Genomic DNA, 19,648 nt, shown 5'->3' on the forward strand with positions numbered 1-19,648 from the left:
TCTTACAGTCAGCCGCACTCATCAGTGGGCAACGTTACCCAAAGCTCTTCGGCCAGGGCCGATGCGTCGGCCGCAACGTTGAAACGTTCAAACAAGGTGGGCGCCAATGACTGTCGCCATCAAGAACCGCCGGGTGGACGCCGTCGAGGCGACGCCGGGCCGCCGGCGCGGCGGAACGAGCCGGCGGGCCGTCCCGTGGTGGTTCACCGTGCCGGCCCTGCTCTTGTTCGCGTTCGTGGTGCTGGTGCCCAGCGCCCGGGGCGTCTACTACGCCTTCACCGACTGGGACGGCCTGTCGCCGGCCTTCTCCTGGATCGGCTTCGGCAACTTCGCCGAGATGGTGGACGATCCCGCGGCCACGCAGGCGATCTGGCACACGCTGGTGATCGCCGTGGCGATCACCGTCCTCCAGAACGGGCTCGGCCTGCTGCTGGCGCTCGGCGTCAACAGCACGATCAAGTCCCGCAACGTGCTGCGGGTGTTCCTGTTCGCGCCGGCGTTGGTCACGCCCATCGTGTCCGCCTACCTGTGGCGCAACCTGCTCGGCCCGGACGGCGCGGTGAACAGTCTGCTCGGCGCCGTCGGTCTCGGCTCGTGGCGGCAGGACTGGCTGGGAAACCCGGACATCGCGCTGTGGTCGGTCGTGGGCGTGATCGTGTGGCAGTACGCCGGCTACTCGATGGTGATCTTCCTGGCCGGCTTGCAGTCGATTCCGCGGGAGATCCACGAGGCGGCCGCCATCGACGGCGCCGGCGCGGTACGGCGGTTCTGGTCGGTGACCCGGCCGCTGCTCGCCCCGGCGGTCACGATCAACCTGATGCTGTCGATCATCGGCGGGCTCAAGCTGTTCGACCAGGTGTACGCACTCACCGGCGGCGGCCCCGGCCACGCGACCGACACGCTCTCGACGTTGATCTACAAGGACGCCTTCACGCTGGGGGAGTTCGGGTACAGCATCGCGCTGGCGGTGGTGCTGACCCTCATCGTTTCGGTGGCCTCGACCGGGCAGTACCTCGGACTGTCCCGGGCCGAGAGGGCCGCGTCGTGAACCGCTACCGCGCTCGCACGCTCACGCTGGAACTGGTGATGATCGCCGTCGGCCTCGTCTTCGCGTTCCCGGTGTACGTGCTGGTGAACCTCGCGGTCCGGCAGCCGTCGGACACCTCGTCGCCGATCGCGCCGACGACGTCGCTCACCACCGACAACTTCACGCAGGCCTGGCAGCAGGGTTCGCTGGGTGGGGCGCTGGCCAACAGCGTGCTCGTCACCGCGGGCTCCGTGGCGGTCGTGCTGACCGTCTCGGCGCTCGCGGCGTACCCGCTGGCCCGGGTCGCCGCGCGGTGGTCGCGGTGGACGTTCCTGCTGATCATGCTGGGCCTGGTGCTGCCGTTCCAGCTGGCCGCTTTGCCGCTGTACCAGACGATGCGCGACCTCGGCCTGCTCGGCACGCCGTGGGCGCTGATCCTGTTCTACTCCGGGCTGCAGGTGCCGTTCACGACGTTCCTGTACGTCGGGTTCCTGCGCGCGGTGCCGCGTGAGTTCGAGGACGCGGCGCTGATCGACGGGTGCACGACGTTGCAGGGCTTCCGGTACGTCGTGCTGCCGATGCTCAAGCCGGTGACCGTGACCGCTCTCGTGCTCAACACCGTGGCGGTGTGGAACGACTTCTTCACCCCGCTGCTGTACCTCAGCGGCAGCGCGCAGCAGACCCTGCCCGTCGCCATCGCCGGGTTCGTCGGCCAGTACGTGTCCGACTGGAACCTGATCTTCGCCGCGCTGGTGATCAGCATCGTGCCGATCCTGGTCGTCTACTTCGCCCTGCAACGCAGCATCATCAACGGTTTCGCGGGAGGACTCAAGGGATGACCGACACACTGAGGCCCTACGGTCTGCGGACCGAGCAGCGCCACGAGCCGCTCGGCCTCGGCGAGCCGCGCCCGCGGCTGTCGTGGCGGCTGGCGGGTGACCGCCGCGGCGCCGCGCAGAGCGCCTACCGGATCACCGCCGCCGAACGCGCGGCCGACCTCGACGACCCCGCTCGTCTGGTGTGGGACAGCGGCCGCCGGGAGTCGGGCGACGGCGTGCTCGTGCCGTGGGACGGGCCGGTCCTGCGCTCGGCCACCCGCTACCACTGGCGCGTCCGGCTCTGGGACGAGACGGGCGCTGCCGCGGGAACCGCGGAGAGCTGGTTCGAGACCGGCCTGCTGCACCGTGACGACTGGACTGCCGCGTGGGTCGGCCGGGATTCCCGCGCCCAGCCGGTGTTCGACCCGCCGACCGGCCACGACCAGCCGCTCGGCGAGCCGCCGCTGAACCTGCGGCGGGAGTTCGAGTTGACGCGGGAACCGGTGCGAGCCCGTCTGTACGCCACCGCGCACGGCGTTTACGAAGCGTCGCTGAACGGCATCCGGGTCGGTGACGTCGAGCTGGCGCCGGGGTGGACGGAGTACCACCACCGTCTGCAGTACCAGACCTACGACGTCACGTCGTTGCTGCGGGCCGGGGGTAACACGTTCGGCGCGGCCGTCGCCGACGGCTGGTGGTCCGGGTTCGTCGGGTTCGACGACCGCCGGCCCGCACGCCACTACGGTGACCAACCGGGTTTCTTCGCCCAGCTGGTCGTCGACTTCGCCGACGGCTCGCGTCAGGTCGTGGCCACGGACGCCGCGTGGGCCGAGCGGCCGGGTGCCGTCCGTTTCGCCGACCTCCTGATGGGGGAGTACGTCGACGCCTCGGCCGCCGAAGGGGCGTGGCAGCCGGTGGCCGTGCTCGGCACCGAGCCGGGACCGCTGGTGGCCGAACCCGATTCGCCGATCCGCGTCACGCTCGAGGTGTCACCGATCTCGTCGACCGAGCGGGAACCCGGGCGGTGGATCGTCGACTTCGGACAGAACCTCGTCGGCAGGGTGCGGCTGACCGTCCGCGATGTTCCCGCCGGGCACCGGATCGTCCTGCGGCACGCCGAAATCCTCGACGACGGCGAGATGTACGTGACGAACCTGCGGCGGGCCACGGCCACCGACAGCTACGTCACCGGCGGCGGGTCGGTGGAGGTGTTCGAGCCGCGGTTCACCGTGCACGGCTTCCGGTACCTGGAAGTCAGCGGGTACGCCCTCTCCGCGGACGACGTGGTGGCCCGCGTGCTGCACAACGACACTCCGTGGACCGGCGAATTCGAATGCTCGGACCCGATGGTGAACCAGCTGCAGGCCAACATCCGCTGGGGCCAGCGGGGCAACTTCGTCGCGGTCCCGACCGACTGCCCGCAGCGGGACGAACGCCTCGGCTGGCTCGGCGACGCCCAGATCTTCGCCCCGACCGCCAGTCGCAACGCCGACGTCGGCGCGTTCTTGGCCCGCTGGCTGGCCGATGTCGTCGACGGCCAGGACGCCGACGGCGCGTTCGGCGACGTCGCCCCGCGCATCGCGATGCCGCGCGAGGCCGCGCCGGCCTGGGGCGACGCCGGGGTGATCGTCCCGTGGCACCTGTGGCGGACCTACGGCGACCGTCGTGTGCTGGAGCGGTGCTTCGAGGCGATGGTCGCGTGGGCCGCGCACATCCGCCGGCACAACCCGGACCTGCGTTGGCGGCACCGGACCGGCAACTCCTACGGCGACTGGCTGCAGATCGACGTCACCACCCCTCGCGACGTGCTCTCGACGGCGTACTTCGCCCGCAGCGCCCAGCTCGTCGCCGAAGCCGCCGACGTGCTGGGCCGGCCCGACGTCGCGGCCGAACACCGGGCTCTGCACGCGTCGATCCGGGACGCCTTCATCGAGTCCTATGTGGACGAGGATGGCTCGGTCGAGGGCGGCACCCAGACCGCGTACCTGCTGGCACTGGCGTTCGGGCTCGTGCCGGAGGACCTGGTTCGGGCCGCGGTGGACCACCTCGCGGCCGACGTCGAGAAGCGGGGCAACCGGCTCACGACCGGGTTCGTCGGGGTCGCGCTGCTCTGCCCGGTGCTCGCCGACCACGGCCGCGCCGACCTGGCGTACGCCTTGCTGCAGCAGGAGGAGTTCCCGTCCTGGGGCTACTCGATCCGCCACGGCGCCACCACGATCTGGGAACGCTGGGACGGCTGGACCGAGCACGGCGGTTTCCAGGCCGCCGCGATGAACTCGTTCAACCACTACAGCCTGGGCAGCGTCGGCGACTGGCTCTTCGGCCGCGTCGCCGGCATCGACCAGGCGCCGGGTTCCGTCGCCTACTCGGAACTCCTGCTGCGCCCGTTGCCCGGCGGCACGCTGAGCTGGGCGCGAGCCGAGCAGGAGACGGCGCGGGGCCGCGTCGCCTGCGGCTGGTCCCTCGACGGCGACCGGATCACCGTCACCGCGGTCGTCCCGCCCGGGGCGCCCGCCGTCCTCGAAGTGCCCACCACCGACCCGGGGAGCATCCGGATCGCCGACCGGGACGGGGTGCTGGACCAGTCCGGCACCGCGCTCCGGCTGACCTCCGGCCACCACGTCGTCACCGCGACCTTCTCGAAGGAGCTGCCATGAAGATCCGCCACGTCCTGCTGGCCGTGACGACCGGCGCCGCGCTGGTCGCCTGCAGCGGGGGCACGAACGCCACCGCCGGCGGCGACGACAAGACCCTCTCGCTCGCCTCGGTCGACCAGGGGTCGATCGAGGACGTCGTCAAGGCCTTCGAAGCCGCCAACCCGGGCGTGAAGGTGAACTTCACGACCAGCGGCGCCGACCAGTTCCAGCAGCAGATCCGCACCCAGCTGGCGTCCGGCACGGCACCCGACGTCATGTCGGTGTGGCCGGGCAACGGCAACCCCGGCACCGTCACCGTCCTGGCCAAGGGCGGCTACCTGAAGGACCTGTCGGACCAGCCGTGGGTCGCGAAGTTCCCGAAGGTCGTCAGCGACGTCGCCCAGTACGACGGCAAGACGTACAACGCGATCTACGGGATCAACGGCATCGGCGCGGTGTACAACCAGGAAGCACTCGCCAAGGCGGGTCTCACCGCGCCGTCGACGTGGACCGAGCTGCTCGCCTTCTGCCGCGCGGGCAAGGAGAAGGGCACGCCCGCGTTCGCGCTGGGTATCCAGGACAACTGGGTCACGCAGGTCGCGCTGTACCCGCTGGCCGCCACCCTCGTCTACGGCCCGGACCGCGACTTCGAGAAGAAGATGGCGGCCGGGCAGACGTCCTTCGCGAGTTCGCCGTGGGCGGCCGCGTTCGCCAAGTACGGCGAGATGGAGCAGGCGGGCTGCTTCCAGGACAACCCGCTCGGCACCAGCTACGAGGCCAGCCAGAAGCTGGCCGCGACGGGCAAGACGCTCGGCATCATCCAAGGCAACTGGGTGATTTCGCTGCTGAAGAAGCAGAATCCGAGCGGCACCTTCACCCTCAAGCCGGTACCGGCGACCGACGACCCGGCGCAGACCATCGTCCCCGCGGCGGCCGGCGCGGGTTACGGCGTCAACGCGAAGGCGAAGAATCCCGAGCTGGCGATGAAGTTCATCAGCTTCGCGATGTCCCCGCAGGGCATGAACCTGTTCGCGGAGAAGCAAGGCGGTCTGCCGGCGCTTTCGGACACGGGCTACAAGCTCGACCCGGCGCTGACCGAGCTGTCGACGTACATCACCCAGAACAAGACGGTGCCGTTCATGGACCAGCTGTGGCCCAACCCGAAGGTGCAGCAGACGATGCTCACCGGCATCCAGGAGGTGTTCAGCAAACAGTCCACCCCGGACAAGGTCCTGGCCGCGATGGACACCGACTACAAGTCCGGCGCCTGACTCCGCTCGGCTACCGGTGGGAAACAACCTCACCGGCGGTCCGGACGTCCACTGGTCATGATCACGACGAAGCCGCACGCACCGTCCCGGGTCGCCGCCCTGCTCGCGGTGGCCGCAACCGCGCTGGTCGTCGGGGCCGTTCCGGCGAGCGCGGCCGACGACCGGGTGGTGACCCGGGTGAGCGCGGGGGACCGGGCCGCCGCGCTGGCCCACTGGACGCCGGAACGGATGCGGCAGTGGGTCGGCGACGACTCCCTGCCCCCGGCCGAGAAGATCGGCCGGGAATGGGAAGGGTCGATACCGGCCGGCGTCGGGCGGCTGTTCTTCACCGCCGAACCCGGCGTCGACGAGTCCTGCACGGCGACGGTGGTTCCCAGCTCCAGCAGGGACGTCGCGCTCACCGCCGGGCACTGCGTCAACGGCGGCCTGGACCGGTTCGACAACCCGATCAAGATCGTCAACGTCGTGTTCGTCCCGGGCTACGACCACGGGAAGGCGCCGCACGGGGTGTTCCCGGTCCGCGCCTTCGCCTGGTCGCGCACCTATTCCGGCCCCATGAGCGGGACGGATGACGACGCGGTGATCGCCCTGGACCCGGTCGAGGGCCACCACGTCGCCGACGTCGCGGGCACCCAGGACGTCTCGTTGGAGCGGCCACTGTCCCCTGTGGACACCACCATGCTCGGCTACCCGGTCTCCCGGGCGGCGGGCGGCGAGGCGCTGTTCTCCTGCGCCCGGCCCGCCACCCTCGAGGTCAACTCGGTCACCACGACCTGGAACACGGACTGCGACCTCGCCGGCGGCTCCAGCGGCGGCCCGTGGCTGCGCGATTTCGACCCCGCCACCGGCCGGGGGACGATCTTCAGCGTCACGAGCCGCGGAACGATGACCGAGGACGGCGTGACCACCGACCTCAGCGGCGCCGCGCTCACCGACCCGGTGCGGGCGCTTTACGAGCGAGCGGGGGAACTCTGAGCAGCTCGGCCGGGGGCGGGCCGGGGTGCACGATCCCGAGGTGCCGGGTCGCTCGGGTCATGGCGACGTACAGGTCGTTGTGGCCGAGCGGCGCCGCGAGGATCGCGGCCGGGTCGACGATGAGGACCGAGTCGAACTCCAGACCCTTCGCCTGATCAGGGGTGAGGACCACGACCCGGCCGGTCAGGTCCGGGTGGGCGGTAGGGGAGAGCGCCTCGGTCAAGTCTCCCGGGGTGATGATCGCGAGCCGGCCGGTGGTGTGCGCCGCCGCGAGCTCGGTGACCACGCCGGGCAGGTCCGCTCGCGTGGTGGCGAGGCGCCACGGCGTTTCGCCGGTCGAGCGGACCGAGCGGGGTGGCGTCGTGCCGGGGTGGTGGGCCGCGACCAGGTCGGTGGTGGCGGCCATGATCTCGGCGGGCGTGCGGTAGTTGACGCTGAGCCGGACGAGGTGCCGGCGGTCTCGCACGTGCGGCCGCAGCACGTCGTCCCACGAGGACGCGCCGGCCGGGTTCCCGGTCTGCGCGAGGTCCCCGACGACGGTCATCGACCGGGTGGGGCACCGGCGCATCAGCATCCGCCAGTCTATTTCGGACAGTTCCTGGGCCTCGTCGACGACCACGTGCCCGAACACGGCGGTGCCCTGGCCGAGCAGGGCGGCGGCTTCGTCGAGCAACGGGACGTCCGCGGCGCTCCAGCCGCCGGGCCGCTCGCCGAGGACGTCCGCCACCACCTGCTCCGGGGTCAGCGGCGGCCACAGCGCGTCGAGGGTGGCCTGGACGTCCGGGTCGGCGAGCAGCGATCGCCGCAGCCCGGCGCGGGAGGTCTCGTCCAGCACGGTTCGCGGCCCGTCGCCGTCGCCGAGCACGACACCCGCGGCGGCCAGCGCGCGCAGGTCGGCCTCGCCGAGCCGGCCGTCCGGGCTGCCGCCGTCGATCGCCTCGCCGGTGTCGGTGAGCACGACCGCCTCCAGGTCCTCGATCAGGCGCCCAGCGAGCGCGTCCACGACCTGCCGCTGGAAGACGAGCCTGGCCTGGTTGTGCGGGAGGCGGCTCCGCCGGGCCTCGGCCGCGGCGCGGTCGCACATCCCCGCGTCGAGCCGGAGCGTCTGCTGCTCGAACTCGAGGTCGACGGGGTCGTCCGGGATCCGGACCCGGGACCGCACCGCGTCCGCCAGCCGGCCGGCCATGACCGCCCGGCCCTTGTCCGCCGCGATCCCGGGCGGGTCGACCCGGCTGACCTCGGTGCCCGGCCGGAGATCGGCGAGGGTGGCCGTGACGACACTGTTTTCACCGAGACCGGGGAGCACCTGGCCGATGTAGTCGAGGAAGACCTGGCTGGGGCCCACGACGAGGACACCCCGGGTGCGCAGGTGCGGGCGGGTGTAGAGCAGGTAGGCGACCCGGTGCAGGGCGACGGCGGTCTTGCCCGTGCCGGGACCGCCCTCCACCACCAGCACGCCGCCGGTCTCGTGCCGGATGATCCGGTCCTGTTCGGCGCGCAGGGTGGTGACGATGTCGTGCATCCGCCCGGTGCGCTCCGCGGTCACCGCCGCCAGCAGCGCCGCGTCCCCGACCAGAGCGCCGTCGCCGACGTCGTCGGCCAGCAGTTCGTCGTCCAGCGCGACGACCGTGCGGCCTCGCGTGGTGATGCGCCGCCGTCGCAGCACGCCGTGGGGAGCGGCCGCCGTCGCGGTGTAGAACGCCCGCGCCGCCGGGACGCGCCAGTCCAGCAGCAACGGCTCTCCGTCGTCCTCGCGGAACAGGCCGAGCCTGCCGACGTAGACGCGCCGGCCGTCCTCCAGGTCCAGCCGGCCGAAGCACAACCCCGGCTCCACCGAGTCCAGCCGGGCCACCTCCGCCTGCCAGACGGCCTCCGCCTCCGGATCCGCGTCGGCCCCCCGAGCCGCTGATCGCGCGGCCTCCTCGCGCAGAGCGTCCACGCGGGCGTAGAGGACCGCCACGTAGTCGCGTTCGATTTCGAGCTCGTTGTCTTCGCCGGGCACAGCCGGTCTCCCCAAGGTCGGCGATCAGTGCCGTCGAGGGTGCCCGGCGAAACCGGGAAAGAACAGTCTTGTTCTTTCCCGGTCCCCGGACGCGCGATACCTGGTGTCGCGCGTGGCAAGTTCGTTGACGTTCGGGCCGCTGGAGCCAGGGCGCTCGCCGAGCCCGAGCCCCGGCCAGGCTCGGTTGCCCGGACCAAAGGTCTTGAATGAGTCATTCAGGACCTCCGAAGACCTGAATGAGTCATTCAAGACGTTCGCACTCGCCGCCGCGCTGTCAACGAAGCCCGGACGCGCGATACCTAGGAGGTCGTCAGGTCCTCGGGCGGGACCCACAGCGGCGCGGCGTCCGCGCGCTCGGGGTGGAGCCAGCCGCGCCGCTCGGCGGTCTCCCGGGCGATCCGCAGGTAGGTCCGGACGGTTTCCGGTTGCTCGCCCTCCCGCCAGGCCAGCGACCACGGGTAGACCGGTTGCAGCTCCCGGGGCCGGTGGACCGGGATGCCGCGGTCGGCGTAGCGGCGGGCGTAGCTGTCGAACTCGAGCAGGTACGCGCTGTCTCGCGCACGGCTGACGATGGCGTGGCAGTTGTCGAACGTGCCGGGGTTGCCCAGCCAGCGCAGGCCGACGCCGGTGTGCTGTTCCCACGAGCTCAGGTAGCGGCCGTGCACGTTGTACAACGCCGTGCCGGGGGCGTCCGCGAAGACCTCGAGGGGCCGCTCGTGCACCGACGCGGCCGGCCGGCTCGGGTCGCCGGGCCTGCCGACCAGCCAGAAGGGCTCGAGCCGGAGCAGAGCGTGCTGCCACCCGGCCGGGTACTCGGCCTTGAGGCCAGTGGTGACGCGGATGATCGCGACGTCGAGGTGGTCCTCGAGCAGCGCGGTGAGTTGGCGGGAGCTGTCCATCTGGCTCTGGACGAGCCGGACGCCGGGGTGGGCGGCGAGGAACGCGTCGGCGACGACCCGGCTGGTGTCCAGTTCGAAGATGTGGGCGATCCGCAGGTGGTCCGGTGCGGGTTCGCGCAGCATCTGGTCGGCGGTGGCCAGCAGCTGGCGGGCGAGGTTGAGGAACCGCTCGCCGCGCGGGGTCAGCGCGACGTGACGGCTGTCGCGCACCAGCAGGGGCGCGCCGACGTCGGCTTCGAGCTTGCGGATCTGCTTGGACAGCGTCGGCTGGCTGATGAAGAGCTTCGTGGCGGCCCGGCCGAAGTGCAGTTCGTCGGCGACGGTGACGAAGTACCGCACCAGCCTGAGGTCGAGGTCCATGCGGGCCTTCCGGCGTGAAGGGACAGGGCAGTGCGGCAACGATGCCACCACGGCTATCGATGCATACGCAACAAGTCTTGGACGCCGGTGCCGCTGTTCGTGTTGGCTCCGGGAAAGCCCGCACCCCCTGGAGGATCCGATGACCGACCCGGGCACCCCTGTCGTGTTCATCCACGGCCTGTGGCTGCACGCCACCTCGTGGAACCCCTGGATCGACCACTTCCGGGCGGCCGGGTACGCGCCGATCGCCCCGGGCTGGCCGCACGAGCCCGAAACCGTCGAACTGGCGCGTGAAAATCCCGACGCCGTCGCGGACACCTCGATCGACGACGCCACGGGCCACTTCGCCTCGATCATCGAGGGCCTCGAGCGGCCGCCGGTGATCATCGGCCACTCCTTCGGCGGCCTGATCACCGAGAAGCTGCTGGGCCAGGGCATCGGCCTGGCCGGCGTCGCCATCGACCCCGCGCAGATCAAGGGCGTCCTGCCCCTGCCGCTGGCGCAGCTGCGCGCCGGTCTGCCGGCGCTGGGCAACCCCGCCAACCTGCACCGGGCCGTTTCGCTGACCGAGAAGGAGTTCCGGTTCGGCTTCGGCAACACGCTGACCGACGAGGAGTCGGCGGAGCTGTACGGGCGCTGGACGATCCCGTCGCCGGCCCGGCCGCTGTTCCAGGCCGCGGCCGCCAACTTCGTGATGCACTCGCAGGCCAAGGTCGACACCGACCGCGCGGACCGCGGCCCGCTCCTGCTGATCTCCGGCACCGCGGACCACACCGTCCCGGACGTGGTCACCCGCTCGACGCTCAAGCAGTACCGGGATTCCGCCGCCGTCACCGAGCTGAAGCAGTTCGAGGGCCGGGGTCACTCGCTCACCGTGGACAGCGGCTGGCGCGAGGTCGCCGACGCCGTGCTCGGCTGGCTGCGCGAGCAGGGGCTCTGAGCACGTGGATCTCGGTCTGGACGGCACGGTCGCCGTCGTCACCGGGGCCAGCCGCGGGATCGGGCTGGCCGTCACCCGAACCCTCGTCGCCGAAGGGGTCCACGTCGTCGCCGGCGCCCGCGATCCCGGGCCCGAACTGGACCTCCTCGTCCGGGCCGGGAAGGTGCACACCCTGGCCGTGGACCTGGGCACCGCCGACGGGCCGGGCCGGCTCGCCGAGTTGGCGCTGGCCGAGCTCGGGCGGATCGACGTCCTGGTCAACAACGTCGGTGCCGTCACGCCGAGGCCGAACGGCTTCCTGCTGGTCACCGACGAGGAGTGGACCCGATCGCTGACCTTGAACCTCGTCAGCGCCGTCCGGGCCACGCGCGCCGTGCTGCCGGCGATGGTCACCGCCGGCCGCGGCAGCGTCGTCACGATCGCCTCGATCAACGCGAGCCTGCCCGACCCCGGCGTCATCGACTACAGCGCGGCGAAAGCCGGTCTGGTCAACTTCACGAAGTCGGTGTCGAAGGAGTTCGGCCCGCACGGCATCCGCGCCAACGCGATCAACCCGGGCCCGGTCGCGACGCGGTTGTGGCTCGGCAGCGGCGGCGTCGCCGAGACCATCGCGGCCACCACCGGCGCGAATCCCGAGTCCGTCGCGGAAGAAGCCGCCGCCCACGCGGTCACCGGACGCTTCACCCAGCCCGCCGAGGTCGCGAACCTCGCGGCCTTCCTGGCCAGCGACCGGGTGGCCGGCAACATCACCGGCGCCACCTTCGCCATCGACGGCGGCTATTCCACCGAAACGCACTGAGGGCGGAGCCGTGCGACCCTGACGGCATGACCGATCGGGCCGGACCGCGGCGGGAGCTGGAGCGGACCCGCGACGGCGGCGGCCCGGGCGCGGACGAGGCCCGCGTCGCGCTGGCCGCGGAGTCTGCCGCGGAAGGGCTGCGGGCGGCCATCCTCGCCTTGGCCACCGCACGCGGCGTGGACAGCAGCACCTGCCCGTCGGACGCGGCGCGGGCGGTGGCCGCCGACTGGCGCCCGTTGCTGCCGCGGGCCCGGGAGCTGGCCCGGCAGCTCGCCCGCGCCGGCCGGGTGGAGCTCACCCAGCGCGGCCGGCCGCTCGACCCGGACGGCGAGTGGCGGGGACCGATCAGGATCCGCCTGCCTCGTGCGGATGGCTGAGGCGCCCGACGACCGTCAGGCGCCTCAGCGAGACCGCTAGCGGCCGGAGAAGTTCACGTCGCTGCAGAAGTAGTACGACTGGTCGAGGTGGCTCGCCTGCCAGATCGTGTAGACGACGTGGCGTCCGGTGCGGGCGCCCGCGTCGACGGCGATCTGGTACTGGCCGGCGGGTGCGATGCGGCCGGACTGGGCGACCTGTTCGAGCGCGCCCCAGGTCAGCGGCTGCGTGGCGGGGTCGAAGCCCTGCCGGGTGATGTACACCCGCAGGTAGTCCGCGCCGTGGTGGGCCTGGTCGGTGATGGTGAGCGTGAACCGGTTGTCCTTGTTCGCCATCTGCCAGGCGCCGACCGTGTCCAGCGCGTTGTAGCGGGGGCTCTGCGTGCGGCCCCCGCTGCACAGCGTTCCGTCGGGGATCGCCGCCTGGTGGTTGCCCGCGACGCCTTCGCGGTAGAGCCCGTTCCAGTTCCACATCGCGTTCGGGTCGGCTTGCCAGGCCTGCCAGCACATCGGGTCCCGCGTCGCCATGGCCGGGTTCTGGAAGTCGCTGCCCCAGCGGTTCCAGCAGCCGTAGTTGCGTGACGGCGGGTCGGTGGCGGAACCGTGCGCCTCGGCGACACCGGTGAGCGCACCGCCCAGCAGCACGGCCGTCACGACCGTCACCGCGAGGGAGAGCAAGGTCTTGCGGGGGCGAATCCGTCGGGGAACCACTCTGTCCTCCTTGATCGGGGGGATGGAGCCGAGCTTGGGAGCGCTCCCAATCGCGCGCCGACCATAGCCCCGATGTGCGCCGGTGGCCAGAAACAAACCGCCGGGACGCCGATGTGGGGTCGGATTTCCGGAGCGGAGCGGTGCTGAACGGCTCCTGAACAGCCGACCGGCCCGGGGCGGCACCCCCTGATCGGCCCCGCGCCGGGGAACGCACCGTGAGCGCGTGGCCGTGGCGGCTGCTCCGCCCGGGCGGATCCGGGAAATCGCCGCGCGCGGGGCCTGTCTTGACCTCAGGACGGCGGCCTGGCTACCGTCGCGACTGCCGGAGCGTTCCGGTGAGCCGGCCGGAAGAACGGAAACCCCGTCATGACAGCGATCCACCACGTGGCGGTCGTCGTCGACGACCTCGAGAAGTCCATCGGCTTCTACACCGGCGCACTGGGTTTCCGGCTCTCCGCCGAGCGTCCCGTCACCCTCGGGCCCGGTGCCTGGCTCGACGTCGGAGACCAGCAGCTGCACCTGATCGCCGGTTCGCCGGGACCCGCGCGGGGACAACACTTCGCCGTCCTCGTCGACGATCTCGACGCGGAGGTCCGGCGGCTGCGTGCCGAAGGGTTCGACGTCAGCGACCCCGTCCCCGTCGGTGCCGCGCGCCAGTCCTTCCTCGCCGACCCCTCGGGGAACGCCATCGAGCTTCACGAGAAGTAGGTGGACGCCGCTGTCCGCGGCGGCGAAAGAGTCCGAAAGGACTCAGGCCCTTCAGATCAGCGTCATCGACAGCTCCGAGTTCCCGGGAACCGCGCGCGGGTTCCAGCCGACCTCTCCTAGAGCGGCGGCCCGCCGCGGACGGGAAGGGAGCTCGATGTCGATCGACCAGAGCGACGAGCGCACGGCCGAGCCGATGGCGGCGCGGCCGCGGCTCACCTGGGCGGCGATCCGGCCGCTGGTGCTGCGCCTGCACTTCTACGCCGGGGTGTTCATCGGCCCGTTCCTGCTGGTCGCCGCGGTGACCGGGCTGGCCTACACCTGGACGCCGCAGCTGGAGCAGTCCGTCTACGACCACGAGCTACACGTCCCGGCGGCGCCCGGCGTCGTCCCGCTGGAGCAGCAGACCGCCGTCGCCCGGGCGGCCGTGCCCGACGGGACCGTGACCGGCATCCGGCCCGGTGCCACGTCCACCGATTCGACGCAAGTGATCCTCGACCGGCCGGGGCTCGAGCCGAGCTACCACTGGACGGTCTTCGTCGACCCGCACACCGGGGACGTCCGCGGGCAGCTGGAGACCTACGGTTCCGGGCAGGCGATGCCGGTGCGCGGCTGGGTCGACACCCTGCACCGCAGCCTGCACCTGGGCGACTTCGGCCGGTGGTACAGCGAACTCGCGGCCAGCTGGCTCTGGGTCGTCGTGCTGGCCGGGCTCGCGCTGTGGATCGGCGGCCGGAAACGGAAGTCGCGCAGTAACCGGGGACGGCTCCTGTCGTGGCACCGCACGACCGGCCTGGTGATCGCGGCCGGCCTGTTGTTCCTGTCGGCCACCGGGCTGACGTGGTCCGAGCACGCGGGCGCGAGCATCAGCGAGCTGCGCTCCCGGCTGGACTGGACGACGCCGTCGGTGTCGACCGCGCTTCCGGCCGCCGCGCCCGAAGCCCGCGACGTCGGCGTGGACGCGGTGCGCGCGGCGACTTCGCGGGCCGGGCTCACGGACCCGGTGGAGATCCGCCCGCCGTCCGCGCCGGGCAAAGCCTATGTCGTGCAACAAGTCGGCCGGGACTGGCCGACGAAGGCGGACTCGATGGCCGTCGACCCGGCGACCGGGCGGATCACGGACACGCTGCCCTTCGCGGACTACTCACTGGCGGCGAAGCTGGCGCGGTGGGGGATCGACGCGCACATGGGCCTGCTCTTCGGCGTCGCCAACCAGATCCTGCTCACGGCGCTGGCGCTCGGGCTGATCGCGGTGATCGCCTGGGGCTACCGGATGTGGTGGCTGCGCCGCCCGACCCGCGGCGAAGCGCGCGTCGGACGGCCACCCACGCGCGGGACCTGGCGGCGGATCCCGGGCCGCGTGCTCGCTCCCGTGCTCGTGGTGACCGCGGTGGTGGGCTACTACCTGCCGGTGTTCGGCTTGTCCTTGCTGGGTTTCCTCGTCGTGGACCTGATCGCCGGGGCCCGCCGTCAGGAGGTGGCGTCGTGATCGAAGCGACGGGGTTGAAGTGGATCCTGACGATCGTGTTCGCGGGGACCGGGTTCTTCTGCGTCTACCGGTGCCTCCGGCAGGGACCGGTGACGAGCCGGTTCGGCGACGTGCTGCACGCGGCGATGTGCGCGGGCATGGTCGCGATGGTGTGGCCGGCCACGATGAGCTTCGCCCGGCTGCCGCAGCTGGCGCTGTTCGGCTTCGCCGCGGCGTGGTTCGTCGTCGCCACCGCCCGGGGCGCCGCGCACGGCGGCCGGTGGCACCCCGGTTACCACGCGGTGATGATGGCCGCGATGGCGTGGATGGTGTTCGCCATGCCGCGCGCGATGGTGGGCAGCGGCGCGGCGACGACCATGGACATGCCGGGGATGGAGGGCATGGCGATGGCCCTGCCGTCGGCCGGGGGCGGGGTGCCGGCCGACGTCGTGGTCGTCGCGCTGGTGCTCGCGAGCGTGTTCTGCCTGGCCGGTCTGGCGTTCCTCGCCCGGGCGATCGACGGCGTCCGCGTCGCCCTGCCGCCGGTCCGGACGGCGGGCTGGGGCGCCGACGCCCTGATGGGCCTCGGCACGACGGTGATGCTGCTCGCGATGGTGTGAGCCCAGCCGGTCTTGAATGAGTCATTCAGGTCTTCGGAGGTCCTGAATGACTCATTCAAGACGTTTGACCGCACCGGGCACTGCCGGAAGTCGGGATTCGCCGGGTGTTCCGCCGAAAGGCGGCCGGCCGTCAAGCCGCGCGATGCCGGCTGGCCGGCCTGCGCGGGAACCGGCTGCGCACCGGCGCGAGCGGCGCGGGCGCATCGTGCTCCGGAAGCCGCACCTCGTCGTCCGTCCCGAGCGCGTCGGCGTTCAACGGCGCGGGCGCGGGCCGGCGCCGCTGCTCGCGGTGGACCACGAACATCAGCACCAGCCCCACGACCAGCAGGCTGTGCGTCAGCAGGCGCCCGGCGCCGACCTGGCCGTCGGACACGTCGACCGCCGACGCCACCCCCAGCACCAGCGCGAAGCCGGCCACCAGCGGCAGCTGCGCCCCGGCGGTCCGGGGCCGCAACGCCGCCCACAGCAGCCCGATGCCCAGCGCGAGGTTCCACGCCGCACTCTCGTTGCTCAGGTGGATCGCGCCGGCGTGCGCGGCGTGCGCGTCTCCCGGCACCAGGAATTCGGCGAACCCGAGCCCGGACTGGACGAGGCCGACGAGCCCCAGCGCGACCCGCGCCGCCCACTTCTCCCGGGACGGCAGTGGCGCCCGCTCGAGGATCGCGGCCGTGAGGTCGGGCACCGCGGGTGCCTGGCGCAGCATCGAGCGCCGCAGCCGCTGGGCCTGGTCCTGCCAGGCCTGGCACGCGCCGCAGCCCCGCAGGTGGCGTTCCACTTCGGCTTCGGGCAACGGGCCGGTCTCGCCGTCCATCGCGGCCGAAAGCGATTCCCGGAAAAGTGCGCAGTCCACGAGTAGATAGTCGCTCATGTGCCCGGCCCGGTTCCAGCGGATCAGACGACGGCGCTGCGCCGGGGCGGCGCGTCGGCCATCGCGGCGAGGAGGTCGTCGCGCGCCCGGGCGACGCGCGACCGGATCGTGCCGACCGGGCACCCGCACACCTCGGCGGCGTCCGCGTACGACAGCCCGAGGGCCTGGGTCAGCACGAACGCGTCCCGGCGCTCCGGATCCAGCGCGCCGACCAGCTGGTCCAGGACCACCTGCTCCTCCAGCAGCGACCGTGTCGACGGCTCGTCGCGCTCGGAAAGGGTCTGCCAGTCGGCCGCGGACACCGAGCGGGGGCGGCAGCGGGCGGCGCGGATCTGGTCGGCGACCGCGCGCCGGGCGATCGAGAGCAGCCACGTGCGGGCCGACGAGTCGCCCTTGAAGCGGCTCAACGAGCCCAGCGCTCGCAGATAGGTCTCCTGGACGAGGTCGTCCGCGGTCTGCACGTCGCCGAGGCTCGCCACGAAGCGCCAGACGTGCGGCTGCGTGGCGCGCACGAAGTGTTCCAGCGCGACCTGGTCGCCGCGGCCGGCGAGCCGGGCCCAGCGCGTGATCTCGTCGTCGTCCACACGAAAGGGGCTCACACCCGCTGATACGGCCGCGGGACCGGAACGGTTGAAGATGATCTTGCCCGAAATTCGCGGGAACCATCCGGGCCCGCCCGCCGACCTTGTTACGGCAAGGCCACTGCCCGATCTCGGGAAGGCCACGGCCGGAAGGCGGCACGATGACTCAGAGTACGTACGCGGTGACGGGGATGACCTGCGGGCACTGCGCGGCTTCGGTCGGCGACACCAGTGAATCGGCCCTGGTCCTCGAGCACGTCGAGAGCGCCGTCCGGGTCGCGGGCTACCAGCTCGTCCGATGACCAGCGGGTACCTGCGCGACCCGGTCACCGCGCCCATCGCCGCGCCGCGGCCCGCGCGCGACGTGGAGCTGGTGGTCGGCGGCATGACGTGCGGCTCGTGCGCCGCGCGGATCGAACGCAAGCTCAACCGCGTCGACGGCGTCCGCGCGACCGTCAACTACGCCACCGAAAAGGCCCTCGTCTCGGTTCCGGCGTCGCTCACCGTCGAGGACATCGTCCGGACGATCGAAGCCGCCGGCTACACCGCCCAGCCACCCGCACCGCCCGAGCCGGCGCCGGTCGCGGAGGCCGACCCGCTGCGGCGGCGCCTGCTCGTGTCCGCCATCCTCGCGGTGCCGGTCATCGTGCTCGCGATGGTGCCGGTGCTGCAGTTCCCGGCCTGGCAATGGGTGTCGCTGGTGCTTGCCACGCCGGTCGTGGCCTGGGGCGCGTGGCCGCTGCACCGGGCGGCGTGGGCGAACCTGAAGCACCGGACGGCCACGATGGACACCCTCGTCTCGATCGGGGTCGCCGCGGCCTACCTCTGGTCGCTGTACGCGCTGCTGTTCGGCGGCGCGGGCGAAATCGGGATGCGGCACGAATTCGACTTCACCCTCGCCGCCGACCACGACGTCGACGGGATCTACTTCGAGGTCGCCACCGGCGTCACGCTGTTCATCCTGGCCGGCCGGTTCTTCGAAGCCCGGTCACGGCGTCGCGCCGGAGCCGCCTTGCGGGCGCTGCTCGACCTCGGCGCGAAGTCCGTCTCCGTGCTGCGCGACGGCCGTGAAGAGCGGATCCCGATCGACGAGTTGCGCGTCGGCGACCGGTTCGTGGTGCGCCCCGGCGAGAAGATCGCCACCGACGGCGTGATCGAAGACGGCACGTCGGCCGTCGACCTGAGCCTGGTCACCGGGGAAGCGGTGCCGGTCGAAGTCGCGGCCGGCGCCGAGGTCGTCGGCGCGACGGTGAACATGAGCGGACGGCTGGTCGTGCGCGCCACCCGCGTCGGCGGCGACACCCGGCTGGCGCGGATCGCCGCCATGGTGGAGCGGGCCCAGAGCGGCAAGGCGGACGTGCAGCGGCTCGCCGACCGCGTCTCGGCGGTGTTCGTGCCGGTGGTGATGGCGCTTTCGCTGGCCACGCTGGTGTTCTGGCTCGTCTCCGGTGCGGAGACCGCGGCCGCGTTCACCGCCGCCGTCGCCGTGCTGATCATCGCGTGCCCGTGTGCCCTGGGGCTCGCGACGCCCACGGCGCTGCTCGTGGGCACCGGCCGCGGCGCCCAGCTCGGCGTGCTGGTGAAGGGCCCGGAAATGCTCGAGTCGACGCGGCGGGTCGACACGGTCGTGCTCGACAAGACCGGCACGGTGACCACGGGCAAGATGAGCCTGGCCGCCGTCCGGACCGACGACGGCACGCCGCGCGACCTCGCGCTCCAGCTGGCCGGAGCGCTGGAAAACGCTTCCGAGCACCCGATCGCGGTCGCGGTCACCGCCGCGGCGATCAAGCGGTTCGGCTGGGTGGGCCAGGTGCGGGAGTTCCGCACGGTGGCCGGGTTCGGTGTGCTCGGCCGGGTCGAGGGGCATCGGGTCGTCATCGGCCGTCCGGAGTTGTTGCGGCGGTTGAACGTCCGGCTGCCGCAGTCGTTGCTGCGCGCGAAGGAGCGGGCCGAGCAGGAGGGGAACACTGCGGTGATCCTCGCCTGGGACGGGCTGGCGCACGCGGTGCTGGTGGTGGCGGACAGCGTCAAGCCGACGTCGGCGCCCGCGGTGTTCCAGCTGCGCCGGCTCGGCCTGAACCCGGTGCTGCTGACCGGTGACAACGACACGGTCGCCCGCGCGATCGGCCGCGAAGCCGGGATCACCGACGTGATCGCCGGGGTGTCCCCGGAGCAGAAGGTCGAAGTGATCCGGGGGATGCAGGCCGAGGGCCGGGTGGTCGCGATGATCGGCGACGGCGTGAACGACGCGGCGGCGCTGGCGACGGCGGATCTCGGGCTGGCGATCGGCACGGGCACGGACGCGGCCATCGAGGCGAGCGACCTCACCCTGGTCCGCGGCGACCTCCTGGCGGCGGTGGACGCGATCTGCCTGAGCCGCCGCACCCTGGCGACGATCAAGGCGAACCTGTTCTGGGCGCTGGCGTACAACGTGGCGGCGTTGCCCCTGGCCGCCGCGGGCTTGCTGAACCCGATGATCGCGGGCGCGGCGATGGCGCTGTCGAGCTGTCTCGTGGTGTCGAACAGCCTGCGCCTGACGCGGTTCCGCGGCAGCGCGGCCGGTCGGCAGGAGGCGCCACCGGCCTGACCTGGTT

At 72.1% G+C, this 19,648-nt stretch carries 18 protein-coding genes; 13 read left to right on the forward strand and 5 right to left on the reverse strand.

What is annotated here, in order from left to right:
• The first annotated feature begins 106 nt into the window (after positions 1–106).
• From AB0M59_RS03365 to AB0M59_RS03385, 5 genes are read left to right on the forward strand one after another with little or no spacing between them, the layout of a single operon-like run.
• Positions 107–1,048 (forward strand): sugar ABC transporter permease, encoded by a 942-nt coding sequence (locus tag AB0M59_RS03365; protein ID WP_364607784.1) that lies wholly within the window; start codon positions 107–109, stop codon positions 1,046–1,048.
• On the forward strand, positions 1,045–1,866 hold the full coding sequence (locus tag AB0M59_RS03370) for a carbohydrate ABC transporter permease (protein WP_364607787.1): 822 nt from the start codon (positions 1,045–1,047) through the stop codon (positions 1,864–1,866). The genes AB0M59_RS03365 and AB0M59_RS03370 overlap by 4 nt, the downstream gene beginning before the upstream one ends.
• Positions 1,863–4,502 (forward strand): family 78 glycoside hydrolase catalytic domain, encoded by a 2,640-nt coding sequence (locus AB0M59_RS03375; protein WP_364607790.1) that lies wholly within the window; start codon positions 1,863–1,865, stop codon positions 4,500–4,502. Before AB0M59_RS03370 ends, AB0M59_RS03375 begins: the two co-directional genes overlap by 4 nt.
• A complete protein-coding gene (locus AB0M59_RS03380; RefSeq protein ID WP_364607793.1) occupies positions 4,499–5,752 on the forward strand; it encodes an extracellular solute-binding protein in 1,254 nt (417 codons plus the stop codon). The genes AB0M59_RS03375 and AB0M59_RS03380 overlap by 4 nt, the downstream gene beginning before the upstream one ends.
• A gap of 57 nt (positions 5,753–5,809) precedes the next feature.
• A complete protein-coding gene (locus tag AB0M59_RS03385) occupies positions 5,810–6,727 on the forward strand; it encodes a hypothetical protein (RefSeq protein ID WP_364607796.1) in 918 nt (305 codons plus the stop codon).
• Here the strand turns inward: AB0M59_RS03385 and AB0M59_RS03390 are convergent.
• Together AB0M59_RS03390 and AB0M59_RS03395 are read right to left on the reverse strand one after the other, a co-directional pair.
• Positions 6,681–8,729: a UvrD-helicase domain-containing protein gene (locus tag AB0M59_RS03390; protein WP_364607799.1), complete on the reverse strand. Its 2,049-nt coding sequence runs from the start codon at positions 8,727–8,729 to the stop codon at positions 6,681–6,683. The genes AB0M59_RS03385 and AB0M59_RS03390 overlap by 47 nt on opposite strands.
• Before the next feature lie 299 nt (positions 8,730–9,028).
• Positions 9,029–9,988, reverse strand: a complete 960-nt coding sequence (locus tag AB0M59_RS03395) for a LysR family transcriptional regulator (protein WP_364607802.1) — start codon at positions 9,986–9,988, stop codon at positions 9,029–9,031.
• A gap of 139 nt (positions 9,989–10,127) precedes the next feature.
• Here AB0M59_RS03395 and AB0M59_RS03400 point away from each other — a divergent pair, with 139 nt between their 5' ends.
• From AB0M59_RS03400 to AB0M59_RS03410, 3 genes are read left to right on the forward strand one after another with little or no spacing between them, the layout of a single operon-like run.
• Positions 10,128–10,928 (forward strand): alpha/beta fold hydrolase, encoded by an 801-nt coding sequence (locus AB0M59_RS03400; RefSeq protein WP_364607805.1) that lies wholly within the window; start codon positions 10,128–10,130, stop codon positions 10,926–10,928.
• Between the two features lie 4 nt (positions 10,929–10,932).
• Positions 10,933–11,727 carry an SDR family oxidoreductase gene (locus tag AB0M59_RS03405; RefSeq protein WP_364607808.1) on the forward strand — a complete coding sequence of 265 codons (795 nt, stop codon included), beginning with the start codon at positions 10,933–10,935 and terminating at the stop codon, positions 11,725–11,727.
• 26 nt (positions 11,728–11,753) lie between these two features.
• A complete protein-coding gene (locus tag AB0M59_RS03410; protein ID WP_364607811.1) occupies positions 11,754–12,104 on the forward strand; it encodes a DUF3253 domain-containing protein in 351 nt (116 codons plus the stop codon).
• A gap of 36 nt (positions 12,105–12,140) precedes the next feature.
• On the opposite strand, the gene AB0M59_RS03415 is transcribed toward AB0M59_RS03410, so the two are convergent.
• Positions 12,141–12,812, reverse strand: coding sequence for a lytic polysaccharide monooxygenase (locus tag AB0M59_RS03415; RefSeq protein ID WP_364607814.1), 672 nt, complete (start codon positions 12,810–12,812; stop codon positions 12,141–12,143).
• A 366-nt stretch (positions 12,813–13,178) separates the two neighbouring features.
• On the opposite strand from AB0M59_RS03415, the gene AB0M59_RS03420 reads away from it, so the two are divergent.
• The 3 genes from AB0M59_RS03420 to AB0M59_RS03430 all read left to right on the forward strand — a co-directional run bounded on the left by AB0M59_RS03420 (position 13,179) and on the right by AB0M59_RS03430 (position 15,605).
• Entirely contained in the window at positions 13,179–13,520 is a 342-nt protein-coding gene (locus AB0M59_RS03420) for a VOC family protein (protein WP_364607817.1), read from the forward strand.
• Between the two features lie 154 nt (positions 13,521–13,674).
• The gene (locus AB0M59_RS03425; RefSeq protein WP_364607820.1) at positions 13,675–15,006 is read left to right on the forward strand and encodes a PepSY-associated TM helix domain-containing protein; all 1,332 of its coding nucleotides are present in this window, start codon (positions 13,675–13,677) and stop codon (positions 15,004–15,006) included.
• A complete protein-coding gene (locus AB0M59_RS03430; RefSeq protein ID WP_364607823.1) occupies positions 15,003–15,605 on the forward strand; it encodes a DUF5134 domain-containing protein in 603 nt (200 codons plus the stop codon). Before AB0M59_RS03425 ends, AB0M59_RS03430 begins: the two co-directional genes overlap by 4 nt.
• A gap of 130 nt (positions 15,606–15,735) precedes the next feature.
• Here the strand turns inward: AB0M59_RS03430 and AB0M59_RS03435 are convergent, their stop codons facing one another.
• Both AB0M59_RS03435 and AB0M59_RS03440 read right to left on the reverse strand, forming a co-directional pair.
• Positions 15,736–16,455, reverse strand: a complete 720-nt coding sequence (locus AB0M59_RS03435; RefSeq protein ID WP_364607826.1) for a zf-HC2 domain-containing protein — start codon at positions 16,453–16,455, stop codon at positions 15,736–15,738.
• Positions 16,456–16,496: 41 nt separating this feature from the next.
• A complete protein-coding gene (locus AB0M59_RS03440) occupies positions 16,497–17,057 on the reverse strand; it encodes a sigma-70 family RNA polymerase sigma factor (protein WP_364607829.1) in 561 nt (186 codons plus the stop codon).
• A 158-nt stretch (positions 17,058–17,215) separates the two neighbouring features.
• Between AB0M59_RS03440 and AB0M59_RS03445 the strand changes: the two genes are divergently transcribed.
• Together AB0M59_RS03445 and AB0M59_RS03450 are read left to right on the forward strand one after the other, a co-directional pair.
• Complete coding sequence (locus tag AB0M59_RS03445) at positions 17,216–17,356, forward strand: hypothetical protein (RefSeq protein ID WP_364607832.1); 141 nt, start codon at positions 17,216–17,218, stop codon at positions 17,354–17,356.
• A gap of 83 nt (positions 17,357–17,439) precedes the next feature.
• Positions 17,440–19,641 (forward strand): heavy metal translocating P-type ATPase, encoded by a 2,202-nt coding sequence (locus AB0M59_RS03450; RefSeq protein WP_364608494.1) that lies wholly within the window; start codon positions 17,440–17,442, stop codon positions 19,639–19,641.
• Positions 19,642–19,648: the final 7 nt, after the last annotated feature.

This window comes from Amycolatopsis sp. NPDC051371 (assembly GCF_040682155.1).
Lineage (GTDB): Bacteria > Actinomycetota > Actinomycetes > Mycobacteriales > Pseudonocardiaceae > Amycolatopsis.

Excerpts from the sequence above, each read along its gene's own strand:
- AB0M59_RS03365 (WP_364607784.1), top strand. The coding sequence starts at position 107 with ATGACTGTCGCCATCAAGAACCGCCGGGTGGACGCCGTCGAGGCGACG.
- AB0M59_RS03375 (WP_364607790.1), top strand. The coding sequence starts at position 1,863 with ATGACCGACACACTGAGGCCCTACGGTCTGCGGACCGAGCAGCGCCAC.
- AB0M59_RS03380 (WP_364607793.1), top strand. The coding sequence starts at position 4,499 with ATGAAGATCCGCCACGTCCTGCTGGCCGTGACGACCGGCGCCGCGCTG.
- AB0M59_RS03385 (WP_364607796.1), top strand. The coding sequence starts at position 5,810 with ATGATCACGACGAAGCCGCACGCACCGTCCCGGGTCGCCGCCCTGCTC.
- AB0M59_RS03395 (WP_364607802.1), bottom strand. The coding sequence starts at position 9,988 with ATGGACCTCGACCTCAGGCTGGTGCGGTACTTCGTCACCGTCGCCGAC.
- AB0M59_RS03400 (WP_364607805.1), top strand. The coding sequence starts at position 10,128 with ATGACCGACCCGGGCACCCCTGTCGTGTTCATCCACGGCCTGTGGCTG.
- AB0M59_RS03410 (WP_364607811.1), top strand. The coding sequence starts at position 11,754 with ATGACCGATCGGGCCGGACCGCGGCGGGAGCTGGAGCGGACCCGCGAC.
- AB0M59_RS03420 (WP_364607817.1), top strand. The coding sequence starts at position 13,179 with ATGACAGCGATCCACCACGTGGCGGTCGTCGTCGACGACCTCGAGAAG.
- AB0M59_RS03425 (WP_364607820.1), top strand. The coding sequence starts at position 13,675 with ATGTCGATCGACCAGAGCGACGAGCGCACGGCCGAGCCGATGGCGGCG.
- AB0M59_RS03445 (WP_364607832.1), top strand. The coding sequence starts at position 17,216 with ATGACTCAGAGTACGTACGCGGTGACGGGGATGACCTGCGGGCACTGC.
- AB0M59_RS03450 (WP_364608494.1), top strand. The coding sequence starts at position 17,440 with ATGACGTGCGGCTCGTGCGCCGCGCGGATCGAACGCAAGCTCAACCGC.